This is a genomic window from Siccirubricoccus sp. G192, assembly GCF_019084075.1.
In the GTDB taxonomy this organism is placed as follows: Bacteria; Pseudomonadota; Alphaproteobacteria; order Acetobacterales; family Acetobacteraceae; genus G192.
Map to the genome: position 1 here is coordinate 1374836 of NZ_JAHREN010000001.1, position 18410 is coordinate 1393245.

An 18410-nucleotide genomic window follows, 5' to 3' on the forward strand; every position below is an offset into this window, starting at 1 on the left:
TGCCCGAGGGGCAGCGCCCCTCGATCTTCCTCTCACCGGAACACCGGCGGCGCATCATCCTCCGGCAGGTCCGGCAGCGGCACCTCGATCCGGACCGTGCTCGGGTCCACGCCGGCGCTGCGGTCCAGCCAGTAGGTCACGCTTTCCGGCCAGAAGATCACGATCGCCACCAGCACCAATTGCAGCGCCACCCAGGGCAGGGCGCCCCAGTAGATGTCGCTGCTCCGCACCTCCTTCGGCGCGATGCCGCGCAGGTAGAAGAGCGCGAAGCCGAAGGGCGGGTGCATGAAGCTGGTCTGCATGTTCACGCAGATCAGCACGCCGAACCACACGAGATCGATGCCGAGCTTGGCCGCGACGGGCGCCAGCAGCGGGATGACGATGAAGGCGATCTCGAAGAAGTCGAGGAAGAAGGCCAGGAAGAAGACGAAGATATTGGCGAAGATCAGGAAGCCGGTGGCGCCGCCCGGCAGGTGCGAGAGCATGTACTCGATCCAGAGCGAGCCATCCACACCCTGGAAGACCAGGCTGAACACCGTGGCGCCGATCAGGATGAAGATCACCATGGAGGTGATCCGCATGGTGTTCTCCATCGCCTGGCGCAGCAGCGGCCAGGTGAAGCGGCGGTTGATGATGGCGAGCGCCACCGCGCCGACCGCGCCCATCGCCCCCGCCTCGGTCGGCGTGGCGAGGCCCATGAAGATGGTGCCGAGCACCAGGAAGATCAGCACGACCGAGGGCACCATGCCCTTCAGCACCCGCCACCACAGCACCCAGCCGCGCTCCGTCAGCGCCTCGTCCGGCAGCGGCGGCACCTTGTGCGGGGCGAAGATGCTCACCCCCACGATGAACAGGACGAACAGCAGGATCTGCAAAATGGAGGGGCCGATGGCGCCGGCATACATGTCGCCGACCGACTTGCCGAGCTGGTCGCCCAGCACGATCAGCACGAGGGAAGGCGGGATCACCTGGGTGATGGTGCCCGATGCCGCGATGACGCCGGTGGCGATCCGCATGTCGTAGCCGTAGCGCATCATGATGGGCAGCGAGATCATGCCCATGGCGATGACGCTGGCCGCCACGGTGCCGGTGATGGCGCCGAGCACCGCGCCCACCAGGATCACCGCATAGGCGAGGCCGCCCGGGATCTTGCCGAAGATCTGCCCGGTGCCCTCCAGCAGGTCCTCGGCCAGGCCGCAGCGTTCCAGGATGGCGCCCATCAGGGTGAAGAAGGGGATCGCCAGCAGCAGGTCGTTCGACAGGATGCCGAAGACCCGGAGCGGCAGGTTGCCGAGATAGGCATTCGTGAAGAAGCCCAGCTCGATCGACAGGAAGCCGAAGAACAGCCCGACCGCCGCCAGGGAGAAGGCGACCGGGAAGCCGATCAGCAGGAACACCACCAGGCCGCCGAACATCAGCGGCGGCATCAGCTCCAGGGTCATCGGGCGGGGGCGTCCTTCGCTCGGTTGCGGCTCACTGTTCCGGCCGATGGTATTCGACCACCACCTCGGCCGCCGGCTTCACGCCGCGCAGCAGGGCGATGCGCTTGATGAGTTCGGAGAGCCCCTGCAGGGTCAGCAGCAGGAAGCCGAGCGGCATGACCAGCTTCACCGGCCAGCGCAGCAGCCCGCCGGCATTGGGGCTGCCCTCGCTGCGCAGCAGGCTGTCCACGAAGAAGGGCCAGGTCATCCAGGCCAGCAGCACCGTCGCCGGCAGCATGAAGAGGATGATGCCGAATACGTCCACCCAGAGCCGGCCGCGTTCCGGCAGGTTGCCATAGACCAGGTCCACCCGCACATGCTCGTTGCGGAACAGCGTGTAGGAGGCGCCGAGCATGACGATGCCGGCAAAGAGGTACCACTGCACCTCCAGCCAGGCATTCGAGGAATAGGAGACGCCGTAGCGGATGAAGGCATTGCCGGCGCTGATGGCGCAGGCGAACAGCACCATCCAGTCGGCCAGCTTGCCGAACCAGGCGTTCACCGCATCCACGGCGCGGCTGAAGGCGATCAGGGGAGCCATCGGGCGGCGTCTCCGGCTGGGTGGGCAGGGCGGCGGTCGGTGCCGGGGCGGCCCGGGGCAGGGGTGGCCAAGGCGCGGAGGGGCAGCGCCGCGGCTCCGGCGGCCGCGCCGCCCGCAACGAGGCGGCGACGATCCGTGACCCTGGCCATCTATCCTGGGACGCTTCCCCGTTGCGGAACCCGATGCGCCGAGGCGCAACATCCGGTCCATAATCCGAGGGGCGGGGAAAGTTAAGTGTGTGTTTTGCCATGCAGGGCCGGGGCGCACCCCTTCGCGCCGGCGCCGGGGAGAGGCTATCCTGCCGCCGTGATCCTTCCACCCACGCCACCCACCCCGTTGCCGTGCTGACGGCCTTCGCCCTCGGCATCGGCCTTCTGGTCCTGCTCGCCATCGCCGCCGTGCCGCTGGGGCGCCACCCCCGGGGCGGGGCGCTGGTCCATGGCGGCTGCCTGGCGATCTCCGCCGGCTTCGCCCTGCTGGCCCTGGCGGCGCTGCTGACCGAGCCGCCGGCCGGGACCCTGGAGCTGCCGATCGGCCTGCCCGGGGAGGGCTCTGCCCTGGCGCTGGACGGACTTTCGGCCTGGTTTCTGCTGCTGCTCGGGCTGAGCGGCGCCTGCGCCTCCCTGTTTGCGCTGGGGCATCCGCCGGGGGAGCCCGGGCTGCCGGCGCGCAGCCTGCCGCCCTACCCGCTCTTCATCGCCGGCATGGCGCTGACCCTGGCGGCGGCCGATGCCTTCCTGCTGCTGCTCGGCTTCGAGGTGATGTCGCTGGCCTCCTGGGCGCTGGTGGCGACGGATCACGCCCGCGCGGAGAACCGGGCGGCGGCGCGGCTCTATCTGGTCTTCGCGGTGCTGGCGGCGGCCTGCCTGATACCGGCCTTCGGGCTGCTGGCCGGCGGCGCCGGCGGCCTCGGCTTCGAGGCGATGCGGGCGGCGCCGCCCGAGGGCTGGCGGGCGGTGGCGGTGCTGGCGCTGGGGCTGCTGGGGGCCGGGGCCAAGGCTGGGCTTGTGCCGTTGCATGCCTGGCTGCCGCTGGCGCATCCGGCGGCGCCCAGCCATGTCTCGGCGCTGATGTCGGGGGCGATGACCAAACTCGCGCTCTATGTCATGGCGCGGCTGCTCTTCGACCTCTGCGGGCCGGCGCAGCCCTTTTGGTGGGGGGGTGCCGCTGCTGGCGCTGGGCGCCGCCTCGGCCCTGCTCGGCGCGCTCCGGGCCAATCTGGAGGAGGACAGCAAGACCCTGCTGGCCTGTTCCACCATCGAGAATATCGGCCTGATCGTGCTGGGCTTCGGGCTCGCCCTGGCCTTCCGGGGCACCGACCTCGCGGTGCTGGCGGCGCTGGCGGCGGGGGCGGCGCTGCTGCACGCGCTGAACCATGGGGTGTTCAAGACCCTGCTCTTCCTGGTGGCCGGGGCGGTGGCGCATAGCGCGGGCAGCCGGCGGCTGGACCGGCTCGGCGGGCTCATCCATGCCATGCCGGTCACGGCCGCCTGCGCCCTGGTGGGGGCGATGGCCGCCGCCTCGCTGCCGCCGCTCTCCGGCTTCGCCAGCGAATGGCTGCTGCTGCAATCGCTGCTGGCGGGCTGGCGGATCGGCGATATCGGCTTCCAGGTGGTAGCGGCCGCCGCCATGGCGCTGGCCGCCATGGCCGCGGCGCTGGCCGCCGCCGCCATGCTGCGCTTCTTCGGCCTGGTCTTCCTCGGCCGGCCGCGCAGCCCGCGCGGCGCCGGGGCCCATGAAGCCTCGCGGCTGGAGCGCTGGTCGCTGCTGCTGCCGGCCGGGCTGACCGTGCTGCTCGGCCTCTTTCCCGGCGTGATGCTGGTGCTGGCGGAGCCGGCCATGCAGGCCCTGGTGGGCCCGACGGCCCTGGCGCCGGTGCAGGGCCTGGCCCTGGTGGCGGGGGAGGGGCGCTCGGCCTATTGGCCGCTGGCCGCCGGGCTGCTGCTGGCGCTGGCCGGGGGCGGGGCCTATTGGCTGGTGCGGCGGCGCTCGCCGCTGGCCACGGCGCGCGGGCCGATCTGGGATTGCGGCTTCATCGACCCGCCGGCGCATCTGCCCTTCGGCGACCCGCTGACCCAGCCCTCGGCCGCGGGCCTGGCCCAGCCGCTGCGGCGGATGCTGGGCGAGCCCTTGCTGCATGCGAGTGAGGCGGTGGACATGCCGGAGCCGGGCGAGACCCGCCCCGGCCGCTACGCCTCCGGCTTCCTCGACCCCTCATCCCCGCTGCTGCTGGTGCCGCTGGCCCGCCTCCGGGACTGGCTGACGGAGCGGATGGAGTGGCTGCGCGACCTCACCATCCGGCAATCCCTCTCGCTCAGCTTCGTCACGCTGGTCGGGCTGCTGACGCTGCTGGCCTGGCTGGAGGCGGGCTGATGGCGCAGATCCAACGGAAAGGGCCGCCGGATTCGCGCCACCAGCCTTGGTCTGGTGGGCCGATTCACCTGACGCCCGGGGACCAGCCGTCAGGATCGGACCACTAGGATGCTGTTCCTCGGCGCGCTCCTCACGCAGGTGCTGCATCTCGCGCTGATGCTGGCCGCGGCGCCGCTGCTGGTCGGCATCACGCGCTGGCTGAAGGCGCGGCTGATGGGCCGGCGCGGCGCCTCGCCGTGGCAGCCCTGGCGCGACCTCGGCAAGCTGCTGCGCAAGCGCCCGGTGCTGGCGGAGAATGCCTCCTGGATCTCGGAGGCCGCGCCCTATGCCGGTTTCGCCGCCAGCCTGCTGGCGGCGGCGCTGGTGCCGAGCTTCACCCGCGGGATGCTGCTGGCGCCGCTGGCCGACCTGGTGCTGGTGGCGGGGCTGCTCGGCCTGGCGCGGATGGCGATGGCGCTGGCCGGGATGGATGTCGGCACCGGCTTCGGCGGCCTCGGCGCAGCGCGGGAGATGAGCTTCGCCGTCTTCGCCGAGCCGGCGCTGCTGCTCTCGGTGCTGACCCTGGCGATCCTGGCGGGGACCACCAACCTGGATGGCATCGGCGCCAGCCTCCGGGAGGGAGAGCTGGGGCTCAGGGTCTCGCTCGTGCTGGCCTTCGCGGCGATGCTGGCGGTGGCGCTGGCGGAGAATGCGCGCATCCCCGTGGACAATCCGGCAACGCATCTGGAACTCACCATGGTGCATGAGGCGATGCTGCTGGAATCCTCCGGCCGGCACCTGGCGCTCTGGGACTACGGCGCGGCCTTGCGGCTGACGCTCTGGCTGTCGCTGCTGGTGGCGGCCTTCCTGCCCTGGGGCGCGGCGCCGGCGGGCGCGGGGCCGCTGGCCTGGGTGCTGGGGCTGGTGGTCTGGCTGGCCAAGATGGGGGGGCTTGTCGTGGCGCTGGCGGCATTCGAGAGCGCGATCGCCAAGATGCGGGTGTTCCGCGTGCCGGAATTCCTCGGCGCGGCGCTGCTGCTGGCGCTGCTGGCGGCGGCGCTGCTCTTCGTCAGCACGGGGCTGGCGTGAGCACCGCCGGCCCGGCACGGAAGCGAGGGTGGCGCGGGCGCTTCGCTCGCGCATCCGCGCGCCCGGCGTTTGAGGGCAAGGAAAATTGACCTTCGGCCAGCTCCCCTATGATGTCGCGCATCTGCTCGGTGGCGCGATGCTGCTGCTCTCCTTCGTGCTGCTCTATCAGCGGCGCGTCACCGCGGTGATCCATGCCTTCGCGATGCAGGGCGCGCTGCTGGCCCTGGCGGCGGCCTGGCAGGCCCATGTGCAGGGCGCGCCGCAGCTCTACCTCACGGCGCTGACCGCCCTGGTGGCCAAGGCGGTGCTGATCCCGCTGGCATTACGCGTGCTGGTGCGCCGCCTCGACCTGCACCGCACGGTGGAGACGGCGATGGGCATCGGGCCGAGCATGATCGCCGGGGTGGCGCTGGTGGCGCTGGCGATCCTGGTGGTGCTGCCGATCACCGCCGGCGTGCGCGCTATCGCGCGGGAGGATCTGGCGCTGGCGCTCTCGGTCGTGCTGCTGGGGATGCTGATGATGATCACCCGGCGCAACGCCATCCTGCAGGTGGTGGGGCTGATGAGCCTGGAGAACGGGCTGATCCTGGCCGCGGTGGGCGTGGCCGGGATGCCGCTGGTGGTGGAGCTTTCCACCGCCGCGCTGGTGCTGGTGGCCTTCGTCGTCGCCGGCGTCTTCGTCTTCCAGATCCGCGAGCGCTTCGACAGCGTCGATATCGGCTTCCTCGAGACGCATCGCGGGGAACGGCGCTGATGCCGCTGCCCTGGCTCGTCGTGTTCCTGCCCTGGGCGGGGGCGCTGCTGGTGGCGGCGGTGCCGGGGCTGCGCCTCGCGGCGCTGCTCAACCTCGGCGTCTCCGCGGCCTCGCTGGTGCTGGCGCTGTTCCTCCTTGGCACCCCATACGGGGAGCAGGGCTGGACCCGGCTCGATGCGCTGAACCTGCCGCTGGTGGTGCTCTCCTTCGTGATCGGCTTCACCACTGCGATCTTCTCGCTGGGCGCGGTGGCGGCGGAGCGCTTCGACCATTGGCGCGGCCGCGCCTATCACGCCGCCTTCCAGGTCTTCATGGGGGCGCAGGCCCTGGCGCTGCTCGCCGACAACATGGGCGTGATGTGGGTGGCGATCGAGATGGCCACCATGGCGAGCGTGCTGATCGTCGCGGTGCACGGCACGCCGGCGGCGACGCATGCGGCCTGGAAGATGTTCCTGATCTGCGGCGTCGGCATCACCCTGGCGCTGCTCGGCACCATCATCCTCTATCTCGCCGTGCAGCCGCTGGTCGGGCATGGCGATATCGGCCTTTCCTGGGCCGAGCTGCGCGCGGTGGCGGCGGATTGCGATCCCGGCGTGCTGAACCTCGCCTTCATCTTCCTGCTGGTTGGCTACGGCACCAAGGCCGGGCTGGCGCCGCTGCATTCCTGGCTACCCGATGCCGAGGCCGAGGGGCCGATCGCCATCTCCGCCGTGCTTTCCGGCCTTTTGCTGAACGCGGCGCTGCATGCGGTGCTGCGGGTGAAGGCCATCGTCGGCGCCAATGCCGCGGCGGTGGCGCCGGGGCCCTTCCTGGTGGCGCTCGGCCTGGCTTCACTGTTGTTGGCGGCGCTGGCGCTGTGGCGGCGGCGGGATGCGCGGCGCTTCTTCGCCTGGAGCAGCGTCGAGCATATGGGCCTGGCCGCCATCGCCTTCGGGCTGGGTGGCGCGGCCGCGAATTTCGCCGGGCTGCTGCACATGCTCGGCCATTCGCTCTGCAAGAGCGCGGTGTTCTTCGGCGTCGGCCATGCGGCGCAGGTGAAGGGCACGCAGAAGCTGGCGGAGATCGGCGGGCTGGTGGCGTCCCATCCGGTGCTGGGCTGGGGGCTGGCGATCGCCATCGCCGCCGTCGCCGGGCTGCCGCCCTTCGCGCTCTTCACCAGCGAATTCCTGCTGCTGGTCGAGGTGGCGGCGCGGCACGGCTGGCTGATCCCGCTGCTCGGCATCGGGCTGCTGACGGCGGCGGCGGCCAAGATCCAGACCCTCCAGCGCATGTGCCTTGGCGACCCCACGCCGGATGTGCCGCACGAGGGGGCCTGGTGGCCGCCGCGGCTCACCGAGGCGCTGACGCTGGGCCCGTTGTTCCTGCACCTGGCCCTGGCGCTGCTGCTCGGGGTGGCGCTACCGGGGCCGCTGGCGGCGCTGCTGGCCGAGGCGGCGGCGATTCCGGGATGAGCGAGGCCACCATGATTACGCTCCATACCTTCGGCCCGATGTTCGGCCTGCCCGATCCCAGCCCCTTCGTCGTGAAGGCGGAGATGCTGCTCAAGCTCTCCGGCCTCGCCTACCGCACCGACACCACCGGATTCCGCCGGGCGCCCAAGGGCAAGCTGCCCTATATCGAGGATGCCGGCAGCATCGTCGCGGATTCCACCTTCATCCGCTGGCACCTGGAATCCCGGCACGGCATCGATTTCGACCGCGGCCTTTCGGCGGCGGAGCGCGCTGCCGGCTGGGCGGTGGAGAAGATGCTGGAGGAGCACCTCTATTGGGCAGCGCTGCGCGAGCGCTGGCTCGATGATGCGAATTTCGCGCGCGGCCCGGCCCGGTTCTTCGGCACGCTGCCGGCGCCGCTCCGGCCCGTCATCAAGGCGGTGGCGCGGCGCAGGGTTGCCGCGCGCCTTCGGGCCCAGGGCTTCGGGCGGCACAGCGCGGCCGAGATCGAGCGGCTCGGCACCGCCTCTATCCAGGCCCTGGCCGATCTCCTCGGCAACAAGCCTTGTCTGTTCGGCGCCGAGCCCTGCGGCGCCGATGCCACCGCCTTCGCCTTCGTCTCCGGCCTGCTCTGCCCGGTCTTCGAGGGCGGGCTGCGCCGCGCCGCCGAGGCCCATGCCAACCTCACCGCCTATGAGGCGCGGCTGCGGGCGCGGTTCTGGCCCGAGCCCGCCGAGGGGAGGGGCTGACATGGCGCCCGATGCCGCAGCCGCGCTCGGCCGCATCCGCGCCGGCGCCCCGCAGCACGCCCGGCCCTATGAACGCTATTTGCTGACCCCCACCGCCTGGGCGGCGCTGGCCGAGGCGCTGGCGGTGGACCGCGGCCTGGCGCTGCTATCCCTCTGGGCCGAGCCCGCCATGGTGCATGCCGCCTTCCTGGCCGAGGAGGAGGGCGAGATCCTGCTCGCCTCCTGCCCCGCGCAGGGCGGCCACTACCCCGCGCTGTCGCCGGCCCGGCCCGGTGCCGTGCGGTTCGAGCGGATGATCCGGGACCTCTGGGGGCTGGTGGCGGAGGGGGCCGAGGATTCCCGCCCCTGGCTCGACCATGGCCACTGGGGGGTGACTGGCCCGCTCTCGAACAACCCGGCGCCGAATGCCCTGCCGCCGCCGCAGCCGGAATTCCTGGCCGTGGAGGGGGAGGGGGTGCACCAGATCGCGGTGGGCCCGGTGCATGCCGCGGTGATCGAGCCCGGGCATTTCCGCTTCCATGTCCAGGGCGAGACGGTGGCGCGGCTGGAGGTGCGGCTCGGCTATGCCCATAAGGGCACGATCGGGCTGATGCTGGGCAAGTCGCCGCGCGCGGCGGCGCGCTACATGGCGCGGCTTTCCGGCGATTCCACCGTGGCGCATTCCTGGGCCTTCGCCATGGCGGCCGAGGCGGCGCTGGGGGTCGTGCCGCCGCCCCGCGCCCTGGCGCTGCGGGCGCTGATGGCGGAGCTGGAGCGCATCCACAACCACCTGAACGACTGGGGCTTCGCCTGCAACGATTCCGCCTTCGCCTTCCCGCATGCCCGCTGCGGCGCGCTGCGCGAGGCGGTGCTGCGTGCCTCGGCCGCCGCCTTCGGGCACCGGCTGATGATGGACCGGGTGGTGCCGGGCGGCGTCGCCCAGGACCTTGCGCCGGGCGGCGCGGAGGCCATCCTGGCGGCGCTGGAGGTGGCGGCGGCGGAGATCCCGGTGCTGCTGCAGATCTATGAGAACCATGCCAGCCTGGCCGACCGGGTGGTGGGCACCGGCAGCTTGGCGGCGGCGCTGGTTGCGCGCTTCGCCGCCGGCGGCTTCATCGGCCGCGCCACCGGGCGCGGCTTCGACGCGCGGCGCCTGCCGGGCTATGCACCCTATGCCGATCTGGAAGTGGCGGTGCCGGTGCTGCCGCAGGGCGATGTCGATGCCCGCATCCGCATCCGCATCGCCGAGCTGCAGGAATCGATCCGCCTGGTGCGCGGGCTGCTGAAGACCCTGCCGGACGGCGAGTTGGCGGTCCCGCTGCCGCAACGGGCTGGCGAGGGGGTGGGGATGGTCGAGGGGTTCCGCGGCGAATGCCTGCACTGGCTCGCGCTGGATGACGGCGGGCTGATCCGCGGCGCCTTCCCGCGCGACCCCTCCTGGCTGCAATGGCCGCTGCTGGAAGCCGCGATCGAGAACAACATCGTCGCCGACTTCCCCTTGTGCAACAAAAGCTTCAACTGCTCCTACAGCGGGGTGGACCTGTGATGCTCTGGCCGCGTCTCGCGAAGAACCTGTTCGGCCGGCCGCTCACCGACCCGGCGCCGCCGGTGCCGGACCAGGTGGTGCAGGCACTGGTGGAGCGGCTGGAGGCGGCGGCGCAGCAGCGGCTGGGGCATAGCCTCTCGATCCGCGAGGTGGATACCGGGTCCTGCAATGGCTGCGAGCTGGAGATCAACGCGCTCTCCAACGTGGTGCATGACCTGGAGCGGTTCGGGCTGCGCTTCGTGGCCAGCCCGCGCCATGCCGATGTGCTGCTGGTGACCGGCCCGCTCGGCCGCAACATGCGGGCCGCGCTGGAACGTGTCTGGGAGTGCACGCCCGACCCGAAATGGGTGGTCGCGGTCGGCGACTGCGCCGTGGATGGCGGCGTCTTCAAGGGCAGCTACGCGGTGGAGGGCGGCATCGCCGAGGCCTTGCCGGTGGACCTGGTCATCCCCGGCTGCCCGCCGACGCCCACGCAATTGCTGGAGGGGCTGCTGGCGCTGCTGGAGGCGCAGGCCCTGCCGCGCGCCACGCCCTTCTGGCGGCGCGACGAGGATTAGCCGCCCGGTCGTCCGGAGGCGCAGCCGGAGGGCGTGAACCGGCCGGCGGGATACAAGCTTGGCGCTGGAAAAGAAATCGGGCCGGCCGGACGAATCCAGCCGGCCCGTGGCTGCCATGCGGCTGCCAGTCTGGCGGCGGCTTGCCGGGAAATAGCCGCCGCCGAACGCCGTCCGTCCGAACCCGAAGGGCATCAGGACGACAGGGTCAGCATGGGGCAACGCATCTCAACGGGAGGTGTGAGGCGGCTTAACTCGCCGCAATGCCCGGGGCCCGGTAGTATCGCCCCGGAGCAGGACGGGAGGGACGAGGATGGACGGCGCCACGCAGGGCCTGACGGTGAGGCGCCTCTCCGGTGCGATCGGCGCCGAGCTGCGGGGCATCGACCTCTCCGGCGACCTTCCGCCCGAGAGCATCGCCAGGCTGCGGCAGATCTGGCTGGAACATGGCGTGATCTTCTTCCGCGACCAAGCCCTGCCGCCGCGGGAATTCCTCGGCCTGGCGCGACGCTTCGGCGAGCCGGTGGAATACCCCTTCGTGCAGGGCCTGCCGGAAGCGCCCGAGGTCATCCCGGTGGTGAAGCTGGAGCACGAGACGCTGAATTTCGGCGGGCTCTGGCACAGCGACACTGCCTATCTCGAAGCCCCGCCCATGGCGACCATGCTGATCGCCCGGGAAGTGCCGCCTTATGGCGGCGACACCCTCTTCGCCAGCGGCACCGCCGCCTATGCGGCGCTGTCGGAGGGCATGCAGCGGCTGCTGGCGCCGCTGCGGGCGGTGAACAGCTCGGCCAAGGCGGATGTGACCAGGACCCGCGAGGACCGCCTCAAGGACAATGCGCGGCAGGATGCGCGCAAGCTCTATGAGGCGGAGCATCCGGTGGTGCGGACGCATCCGGAGACCGGGCGGAAGGCGCTCTATGTGAATACCGGCCACACCACCCGCTTCGCCGGCATGACCGAGGCGGAGAGCGCCGGGCTCCTCGCCTTCCTCTACGAGCATCAGACCCGGCCGGAATTCACCTGCCGCTTCAGCTGGGAGCCGGGCTCCATCGCCTTCTGGGACAATCGCTGCTGCCTGCACAATCCGGTGAACGACTATCACGGCTTCCGCCGGGTGATGCACCGGGTGACGCTGGCCGGCGACCGGCCAGCCTAGCTCAAGCCTCCGCCAGCGCCGCCTCCACCGCGCTGGCGGTGCGCAGCAGGGCGGCATCCGCCATGGCCTCGCCGGTCAGCATCAGCCCGACCGGCGCCTCGCCCGGCCGGTGGATCGGCAGGCTGATGGAGCAGCGGTCCAGGAAATTGCCCACCGCGGTATTGCGGAGCAGCAGCAGGTTGATGCGGTTGTAGTCCGCCTCCGCCGCCACTTCGGCGATGGCGGGCGGGATGATGGGGCAGGTGGGCCCGATCACCGCGTCGAAGGGGGCGGTGCGGCGGGCCACGGCGGCGATGATGCGGGCGCGGGCCTGCAGCAGGTCGATGTAGTCCGCCGCGGTCATGCGCTCGCCGCGCTGGATGCGGGCCAGGATGCGCGGGTCGTAGCCCTCGCGCTTGCGGGCGATCAGGCCGCGGTGCCAGGCCCAGGCCTCGCTGGCGGTGAAGCCGCCCGCTGCGTTCACCAGGGGGATCTCGGCCAGTTCCGGCAGGTCGAACATCTCGATCCTGGCGCCGGCCAGGGCCAGGCGCGACAGGGCGCGGGTGAAGGCGGCGCTGACCGCGGGGTCCATGTCCTCGGTCAGGAAGGTGCCGCGCGGCAGGCCGAGCCGGAGCCCGGCGACCGGGCGCGGCGCCGGGGCCTCCGGGTTCTCCTCGCCGCTGATGATGCCGTCCAGCAGGGCGCAGCAGGCCACGCTGCGGGCCAGCGGCCCCACCGAATCGAGCGAGGGGGGAGAGCGGCAGCACCCCTTCCATCGGCACCCGCCGCGCCGTCGGCTTGAAGCCGACGATGCCGCAGAGCGCCGCCGGCACGCGGCAGGACCCGCCGGTATCGGTCCCGAGCCCGCCGAAGCCCATATGGTCCGCGGCGGCCACGGCGGCGCCCGAGGAAGACCCGCCCGGCAGCCTGCCCGTGGCGCGGTCCCAGGGGCTTTTCGGGGTGCCGTAATGCGGATTCACGCCGAGGCCGGAGAAGGCGAATTCCACCATGTTGGTGCGGCCGATCACCACGAAGCCGGCGCGCTGCAACCGCGCCACGGCAGGCGCATCCGCATTGGCCCTCGCGGCATCCCGCAGCACCACCGAACCGGCCGTGGTCACATGCCCGTGTTCATCAAAGAGGTCCTTCACCGTGACCGGGATGCCGGCCCAGGGGCTCGGCGGCCGGCCGGCATGGCGCAGCGCGTCCATGGCGCGGGCCTGGGCGCGCGCGGCCTGGGCATGGACCGCGGTGAAGGCGCGGCTGCCCTCGCCACCCGGGTCGGCGATGCGGTCGAGCGCGGACTCGACCAGGCTGGCAGAGGAGATGCGGCCGCTGGCCAGGGCGGCCGCGGCATCGGCGATGTGCTGCATGGGGCGATGCTGGCCAAGTGCGGCCCAAACGGCAAGCGGGGCCGGGCGCCCTGCGGCACCCGGCCCCGCCCTGCCTTCGCCGGAAGATGCCTAGCTCCGCGCTGCGCTGTCGTTCGCGGGCGGAACCCGGACGATCTCCTCCATGGCGAAGGGGAAGAGAAGCTGGCCCAGCATCCAGCCTTCGATCAGCAGGACGCCCTCTTCAGCCCCTTCGGGCGTGACCTGGCCCTCTTCCATGCTGCTCCGTCCATCCCCTTGGTGAAGGAGATGGAACACCGGATCGGGGCCGGGGTTCCTACACGGTTCAGTGAATCTCCGGCTCCGGGGTGGCCGGGCCGTGTTCCAGGAAGTCGAAGTCGCAGCCCTCATCGGCCTGGCGCACATGCTCGATATGCAGCGCGGTCCAGCCGCGGGCGTAGCGTTTCGGCGGCGGCACCCAGGCGGCGCGGCGATGCTCCATCTCGCCCTCCGCCAGCAGCAGGTCGAGGCGGCGGTTCGGCACGTCGAGGCGGATGAGGTCGCCGTCCCGCACGAAGGCGAGCGGCCCGCCGATATGCGATTCCGGCGCCACATGCAGCACGCAGGTGCCATAGCTGGTGCCCGACATGCGCGCATCCGAAAGCCGCACCATGTCGCGCACGCCCTGTTGCAGCAACTTCTTCGGCAGCGGCATCATGCCCCATTCCGGCATGCCCGGGCCGCCCTGCGGGCCGGCGCCGCGCAGCACCAGCACGCTGTCCGGCGTGACCTCCAGCGCCGGGTCGTCGATGCGCCGCTTCAGGTCGTTGTAGTCGGTGAAGACCACGGCCGGGCCGGTATGGGTCAGCAGCCGCGGATCGGCGGCGCTGGTCTTGATGACGGCGCCGCGCGGGGCGAGCGAGCCGCGCAGGATCGCGACCCCGCCCTCGGCCTGCAAGGGCCGGTCCAGCGGGCGGATGATCTCCTCATTGTAGCATTCGGCGCCTTCCAGGTTCTCGCCGAGGCTGCGGCCGGTGACGGTGCGGGCGGAGAGGTCGAGATGCGGCGCCAGCCGCGCCAGGAAGGCCCGACTGCCGCCGGCATAGTAGAAATCCTCCATCAGGAAGGTATCGCCATTCGGCCGCAGATTGGCGATCAGCGGGGTGCGCCGGCTGATCGCATCGAAGCGGTCGAGATCGAGGCCGAGGCCGGCGCGGCGGGCCATCGCGATCAGATGCGGGATGGCATTGGTGGAGCCGCCGAAGCCCATGGTGGCGACCACCGCATTGTCGATGCTGCCCTGGGTCAGCAACCGCGCCGGGGTCTCGTCCTGCCAGACCATCTCGACGATGCGGCGGCCGCATTCGGTGGCCATGCGCGGATGCGCGGAATCCGCGGCGGGGATGGAGGAGGCGCCGGGCAGTGCGAGGCCCATCGCCTCCACCGCCAGCATCATGGTGGCGGCGGTGCCAGCGGTCATGCAGGTACCGAAGGAGCGGGCGATGCCGGTCTCCATCTCCTTCCACTGCGCCTGGGAGATGTTCCCGGCCCGCAACTCCGCATGGTACTTCCATACGTCGCTGCCGGAGCCGAGCTTCCGGCCCTGCCAATTGCCGCTCAGCATCGGCCCGGCGGGGACGAAGATGCAGGGCAGCCCGGCGGAGACGGCGCCCATCACCAGCGCCGGCGGCGTCTTGTCGCAGCCGCCCATCAGCACCAGCCCGTCGCAGGGATGGCTGCGGGCGAGTTCCTCCGTCTCCATCGCCAGCAGGTTGCGATAGAGCATGGAGCTTGGCTTCTGGTACTGCTCCGTCACCGGATGCGCCGGCAGTTCCACCGGGAAGCCGCCGGCCTGCCAGATGCCGCGCTTCACCTCCTCCGCCCGGGTGCGGAAATGCGCGTGGCAGACGCTGAGATCGGACCAGGTATTGATGATGCCGATCACCGGCTTGCCGCGGAAATCGGCCTCCGAGAGCCCGGTCTGCAACAGCCGGGAGCGATGGCCGAAGGCGCGCAGGTCGTCCACGCCGAACCAGCGGTGGCTGCGGAGATCCTCGGGCTGCTTGCGGCGCATGGTGGTTCCTTCGCGTATTGGCGCGCTATTCCGCGGCCTGCCGCGTGGCCGGCGCCAGCAGCGGCACGGCGCCCGGCAGCGCATCGCCGGTCCAGAGGGCTTGCAGCAGCGCCTCGGCCGCCGCGGCGCCGATCACAGGCACGGCCAGCTCGCGGAACTTCTCCGAAAGCTCGGCATCCGAGAGCGGCGCGTCGGGGTCGCCCTTGCGGGTCGGCTGGTAGCGGAACAGCTCGCGCCCATCGCGCAACCCGATCGTGACCTTGGCGGCGCGTCGCCCCGGATAGTCGGCGGCCAGTTCCGGGTCGAGGCTGACGCTGACCTTCGGCATGACGGCACGGATGCGCGGGTCGGCCAGGCTCGCCGGTTCGAAGGCGGCGAGGCGGACGCCGCCCAGCACCAGCATGGCGCCGATGCAGTATTGCGCGGAGAAGCGCGCCTCCTGCTCGGTATTCACCACCGGCCGGTCGCAGACCTCCTTGGTGGCGCTGTAGCCGCCGAGATGGATGCGCGCCACGTCCTCGGCGCCGAAGCCGTGCTCAAGCTGCAAATCGCGCACCGCATCGAGCCCGGCGAAGATATGGCCGCAGCAGCCATGGTTCTTGAAGGTCATGGCGGTGATGGCGAAACGCTCATCGAGGCTGGCCAGCGCCTTCGCCCATTTGCCGGTATCCTCGCTGGTGGCGGCGGCGAAGCCGACCGGCCCGTGCAGCACGTCCAGCGCGCCGGTGACGCCCGCAGCGGCGCCGATGGCGGCCAGCGCGCCGGCATCCGCGGCATGGCCGGGATGCAGCGGCTTCGACATGCCGTCGCTGCGGAAGGCCTGTTGCAGCCCGCCGGCGAAGGTGGCGGCGGTGGCGATGGCATGCGCGGTCTGCCGCGCATCGCAGCCCAGCAGCACCGCCGTGGCCGTAGCCGCGCCGAAGGTGCCGACGGTGCCGGTGGTGTGCCAGTATTTGTAGTGGCTCGGCTGCACCGCGACGCCGATGCGGCAGGAGACCTCATAGCCCGCGGTGATGGCGCGGAGCAGGTCTTCCAGCGACGCGCCATGCGCCTGCGCCGCCGCCAGCGCCGCGCCGATCACCGGGCAGCCCGGGTGGTAGCCGGCATCCCGGAAGATGTCGTCGAATTCCACCGAATGGCTGGCGGTGGCATTGAGCAGCGCGGCGTGGCGGAGCGGCCCCGCCATGCCATCGACATAGCAGATCGCCCGACCCGGGCCCCGCTCCGGCGCCATGGCGGCGGCGAGCAGGGTCGCCGGCGGATGCAGGCAGCCTGGCAGCAGCGCCGCGAACCAGTCGATCAGGGCGCGGCGGGCATGATGCGCCACCTCCGGCGGCAGGGGCCGGCTGCGCCAGGACGCGGCGTGCTCCGCGAGGATGAGAAGCGGGTTGTCCACCATGCCTTGTTGCTACGCGTTGCCGCGCAGCACCTCCTGGTTGATGACCACATCGGGGTCGAGCCTGCCCTCGAAGGCCGCAAGGACGCTGTCGGCGCAGGAGAGCGACATGCGCCGGATGCCCTCCGCCGTGGCCGCGGCGGTATGCGGCGTCAGCACCACATTCGGCAGGCCGAGCAGCGGGATGGGCGCCTCCACCGGCTCCGTATGGAACACATCCAGGCCGGCGGCGGCGAGGTGGCCGGATTGCAGCGCCGCCACCAGCGCCGGCTCCTCCACCAGGGTGCCGCGGGCGGTATTCACCAGCACCGCGCCGGGCTTCATGGAGGCGAGGAATTCGCCGTTCACCATGCCGCGGGTCTGCTCGTTGCTCGGGCAATGCAGGGTGACGGCATCGGCCTCGGCCAGCCCGGCCGCCAGGTCCTTCACCGGGATGAAGCCGGCGCCCTTGATGGTGTTCTGCGGAATGAAGGGGTCGCGCACCAGCACGCGCATGCCGAAGGCATGGCAGAGCCGCGCCACGCGGCCGCCGATCCGGCCGAAGCCCATCACCAGCACGGTGCGGCCCGCCAGGTCGAAACAGGGCAGGTCCGGCTGCGCGCCCCATTTCAGGGCGCGCATATTGGCGTCGTAGTCCTTGGTGCGGCGCGCCACGGAGAGCAGCAGCATCAAGGCATGCTCGGCGACCGAGACCGCATTCGCATCCGGCGTCACCGTCAGCGGGATGCCGCGCGCGGTGAGCGCCGGCACGTCCACTGCGTCATAGCCGACGCCGTGCCGCGCCACGATCCGCAGGTTGGGCGCCGCATCGAGGAAGGCGCGGTCGATCCGCGTGGCGCGCACCGTCACCGCCTCGGCGCGTGGCAGCGCCTCGGCCAGGGTCGCGGCATTGATCTCCTCCAGCACCTGCACGGTGACGCCGGGGGCGGAGCGCAGCCGGTCCAGCGCTTCGGGGTGCAGGGCGCGGAGGCAGACGACATGGGGCATGCTTCAGGGTCCTAATCGGCTGTGGCGCCGGAGATGCGGACGATCTCCGTCCATTTCGGGATCTCGGTGCGGATGAAGGCGGCGAATTCCTCGGGCGTGCTGCCCACCGGCTCGCTGCCCTGCTCGGCGAGCTTGCGCTGCATCTCCGGGGTGCGGAGCACGCCGGCGGCTTCCGTGGCGAGGCGCGCGACGATGGCGGGTGGCGTGCCGGCGGGGGCGAGCAGCCCGTTCCAGAGCGTGATCTCGAAGCCCGGCATCGCCTCGGCGATGGTCGGCACCTCCGGCAGCAGGGGCGAGCGGCGGCGCGTGGTGACGCCAAGCGGCCGCAGCCGCCCGGCCTGGACATGCGCGATCACCTCGACCAGCGGGCTCATGATCATCTGGATCTTGCCGGCGATCAGGTCCGTCACCGCGGGCGCGCCGCCGCGATAGGGCACATGCACGACCTGCACGCCCGCCTGTGCCGCGAAGAGCGCGCCGGCCAGGTGCTGCGAGGTGCCGGAGCCGGCGCTGCCGTAATTGAGCTGGCCGGGCCGGGACTTCGCCAGGGCGATCAGCTCCGCCAGGCTGCGCGCCGGGACATCCGGATGCACCACCAGCAGGTTCGGGACGAAGGCGATCTGCGTGATGGGGGCGAAGTCCCGCACCGCATCGAAGGGCAGGTTGCGATACAGCGCCTGGTTGGTGGCGATGACGCTGCTGGTCGCGATGAGCAGCGTGTAGCCGTCCGGCGCGCTATGCGCGACATGCTCGGCCGCGATATTGCCGCCGGCGCCGGGGCGGTTCTCGATGACCACGGGCTGGCCCAGCCGCTCGCCCAGCGCCTGGGCGACCAGCCGCGCCGTCACATCCGTGCTGCCGCCGGCCGAATAGGGCACGACCAGCCGGACCGGGCGTTCCGGCGCCCAATTCTGGGCCAGGGCGGCCGGGGCGATGGGCAGGGTGGCGAGCGTGGCGAGCAGCGAGCGGCGATGCATGCGGACTCCTCCCAAGGCTGCGTGGCGGGGTT

At 71.6% G+C, this 18410-nt stretch carries 16 protein-coding genes and 2 pseudogenes; 9 read left to right on the forward strand and 9 right to left on the reverse strand.

Annotated elements, in window-relative coordinates:
- Positions 1-32 precede the first annotated feature (32 nt).
- Positions 33-1442 carry a TRAP transporter large permease subunit gene (locus KSF81_RS06570; protein ID WP_217378290.1) on the reverse strand — a complete coding sequence of 470 codons (1410 nt, stop codon included), beginning with the start codon at positions 1440-1442 and terminating at the stop codon, positions 33-35.
- Positions 1443-1473: 31 nt separating this feature from the next.
- On the reverse strand, positions 1474-2022 hold the full coding sequence (locus KSF81_RS06575) for a TRAP transporter small permease subunit (protein ID WP_217378291.1): 549 nt from the start codon (positions 2020-2022) through the stop codon (positions 1474-1476).
- Between the two features lie 704 nt (positions 2023-2726).
- Between KSF81_RS06575 and KSF81_RS29185 the strand changes: the two are divergent.
- The 9 genes and pseudogenes from KSF81_RS29185 to KSF81_RS06615 form a co-directional block, all read left to right on the forward strand.
- Positions 2727-3158, forward strand: a pseudogene (locus KSF81_RS29185) (proton-conducting transporter membrane subunit); the annotation flags it as partial.
- Between the two features lie 25 nt (positions 3159-3183).
- Entirely contained in the window at positions 3184-4395 is a 1212-nt protein-coding gene (locus KSF81_RS06580) for a proton-conducting transporter membrane subunit (protein ID WP_217378292.1), read from the forward strand.
- Between the two features lie 108 nt (positions 4396-4503).
- Entirely contained in the window at positions 4504-5463 is a 960-nt protein-coding gene (locus tag KSF81_RS06585) for a respiratory chain complex I subunit 1 family protein (protein ID WP_217378293.1), read from the forward strand.
- An 85-nt stretch (positions 5464-5548) separates the two neighbouring features.
- Entirely contained in the window at positions 5549-6217 is a 669-nt protein-coding gene (locus KSF81_RS06590; protein WP_217378294.1) for a hydrogenase-4 component E, read from the forward strand.
- Positions 6217-7668: a proton-conducting transporter membrane subunit gene (locus KSF81_RS06595; RefSeq protein WP_217378295.1), complete on the forward strand. Its 1452-nt coding sequence runs from the start codon at positions 6217-6219 to the stop codon at positions 7666-7668. The genes KSF81_RS06590 and KSF81_RS06595 overlap by 1 nt, the downstream gene beginning before the upstream one ends.
- On the forward strand, positions 7665-8396 hold the full coding sequence (locus tag KSF81_RS06600) for a glutathione S-transferase family protein (protein ID WP_217378296.1): 732 nt from the start codon (positions 7665-7667) through the stop codon (positions 8394-8396). The genes KSF81_RS06595 and KSF81_RS06600 overlap by 4 nt, the downstream gene beginning before the upstream one ends.
- Before the next feature lies 1 nt (position 8397).
- Positions 8398-9921 (forward strand): nickel-dependent hydrogenase large subunit, encoded by a 1524-nt coding sequence (locus KSF81_RS06605; RefSeq protein ID WP_217378297.1) that lies wholly within the window; start codon positions 8398-8400, stop codon positions 9919-9921.
- Positions 9921-10478: an NADH-quinone oxidoreductase subunit B family protein gene (locus KSF81_RS06610; protein WP_217378298.1), complete on the forward strand. Its 558-nt coding sequence runs from the start codon at positions 9921-9923 to the stop codon at positions 10476-10478. The genes KSF81_RS06605 and KSF81_RS06610 overlap by 1 nt, the downstream gene beginning before the upstream one ends.
- Before the next feature lie 310 nt (positions 10479-10788).
- Complete coding sequence (locus KSF81_RS06615) at positions 10789-11634, forward strand: TauD/TfdA family dioxygenase (RefSeq protein WP_217378299.1); 846 nt, start codon at positions 10789-10791, stop codon at positions 11632-11634.
- A 1-nt stretch (position 11635) separates the two neighbouring features.
- On the opposite strand, the gene KSF81_RS29190 is transcribed toward KSF81_RS06615, so the two are convergent.
- The 7 genes and pseudogenes from KSF81_RS29190 to KSF81_RS06645 all read right to left on the reverse strand — a co-directional run bounded on the left by KSF81_RS29190 (position 11636) and on the right by KSF81_RS06645 (position 18378).
- Positions 11636-12349 carry an amidase family protein gene (locus tag KSF81_RS29190; RefSeq protein ID WP_309139491.1) on the reverse strand — a complete coding sequence of 238 codons (714 nt, stop codon included), beginning with the start codon at positions 12347-12349 and terminating at the stop codon, positions 11636-11638.
- Positions 12350-12422: 73 nt separating this feature from the next.
- Positions 12423-12986 (reverse strand): annotated as a pseudogene (locus tag KSF81_RS29195) (amidase family protein); the annotation flags it as partial.
- Positions 12987-13076: 90 nt separating this feature from the next.
- Positions 13077-13223, reverse strand: a complete 147-nt coding sequence (locus KSF81_RS06625) for a hypothetical protein (RefSeq protein WP_217378300.1) — start codon at positions 13221-13223, stop codon at positions 13077-13079.
- A 67-nt stretch (positions 13224-13290) separates the two neighbouring features.
- The gene (gene araD, locus KSF81_RS06630; RefSeq protein ID WP_217378301.1) at positions 13291-15018 is read right to left on the reverse strand and encodes an L-arabinonate dehydratase; all 1728 of its coding nucleotides are present in this window, start codon (positions 15016-15018) and stop codon (positions 13291-13293) included.
- Between the two features lie 25 nt (positions 15019-15043).
- Entirely contained in the window at positions 15044-16417 is a 1374-nt protein-coding gene (locus KSF81_RS06635; protein WP_254453388.1) for an MmgE/PrpD family protein, read from the reverse strand.
- Between the two features lie 9 nt (positions 16418-16426).
- The gene (locus KSF81_RS06640; RefSeq protein WP_217378302.1) at positions 16427-17401 is read right to left on the reverse strand and encodes a hydroxyacid dehydrogenase; all 975 of its coding nucleotides are present in this window, start codon (positions 17399-17401) and stop codon (positions 16427-16429) included.
- An 11-nt stretch (positions 17402-17412) separates the two neighbouring features.
- Entirely contained in the window at positions 17413-18378 is a 966-nt protein-coding gene (locus KSF81_RS06645; RefSeq protein WP_217378303.1) for a tripartite tricarboxylate transporter substrate binding protein, read from the reverse strand.
- Positions 18379-18410: the final 32 nt, after the last annotated feature.

What these genes read in the sequence shown, in the direction of transcription:
- KSF81_RS06570 (WP_217378290.1), bottom strand. Translation starts at nt 1,442, where the DNA reads ATGACCCTGGAGCTGATGCCGCCGCTGATGTTCGGCGGCCTGGTGGTG.
- KSF81_RS06575 (WP_217378291.1), bottom strand. Translation starts at nt 2,022, where the DNA reads ATGGCTCCCCTGATCGCCTTCAGCCGCGCCGTGGATGCGGTGAACGCC.
- KSF81_RS06585 (WP_217378293.1), top strand. Translation starts at nt 4,504, where the DNA reads ATGCTGTTCCTCGGCGCGCTCCTCACGCAGGTGCTGCATCTCGCGCTG.
- KSF81_RS06595 (WP_217378295.1), top strand. Translation starts at nt 6,217, where the DNA reads ATGCCGCTGCCCTGGCTCGTCGTGTTCCTGCCCTGGGCGGGGGCGCTG.
- KSF81_RS06600 (WP_217378296.1), top strand. Translation starts at nt 7,665, where the DNA reads ATGAGCGAGGCCACCATGATTACGCTCCATACCTTCGGCCCGATGTTC.
- KSF81_RS06605 (WP_217378297.1), top strand. Translation starts at nt 8,398, where the DNA reads ATGGCGCCCGATGCCGCAGCCGCGCTCGGCCGCATCCGCGCCGGCGCC.
- KSF81_RS06610 (WP_217378298.1), top strand. Translation starts at nt 9,921, where the DNA reads ATGCTCTGGCCGCGTCTCGCGAAGAACCTGTTCGGCCGGCCGCTCACC.
- KSF81_RS06615 (WP_217378299.1), top strand. Translation starts at nt 10,789, where the DNA reads ATGGACGGCGCCACGCAGGGCCTGACGGTGAGGCGCCTCTCCGGTGCG.
- KSF81_RS06625 (WP_217378300.1), bottom strand. Translation starts at nt 13,223, where the DNA reads ATGGAAGAGGGCCAGGTCACGCCCGAAGGGGCTGAAGAGGGCGTCCTG.
- araD (WP_217378301.1), bottom strand. Translation starts at nt 15,018, where the DNA reads ATGCGCCGCAAGCAGCCCGAGGATCTCCGCAGCCACCGCTGGTTCGGC.
- KSF81_RS06635 (WP_254453388.1), bottom strand. Translation starts at nt 16,417, where the DNA reads ATGGTGGACAACCCGCTTCTCATCCTCGCGGAGCACGCCGCGTCCTGG.
- KSF81_RS06640 (WP_217378302.1), bottom strand. Translation starts at nt 17,401, where the DNA reads ATGCCCCATGTCGTCTGCCTCCGCGCCCTGCACCCCGAAGCGCTGGAC.
- KSF81_RS06645 (WP_217378303.1), bottom strand. Translation starts at nt 18,378, where the DNA reads ATGCATCGCCGCTCGCTGCTCGCCACGCTCGCCACCCTGCCCATCGCC.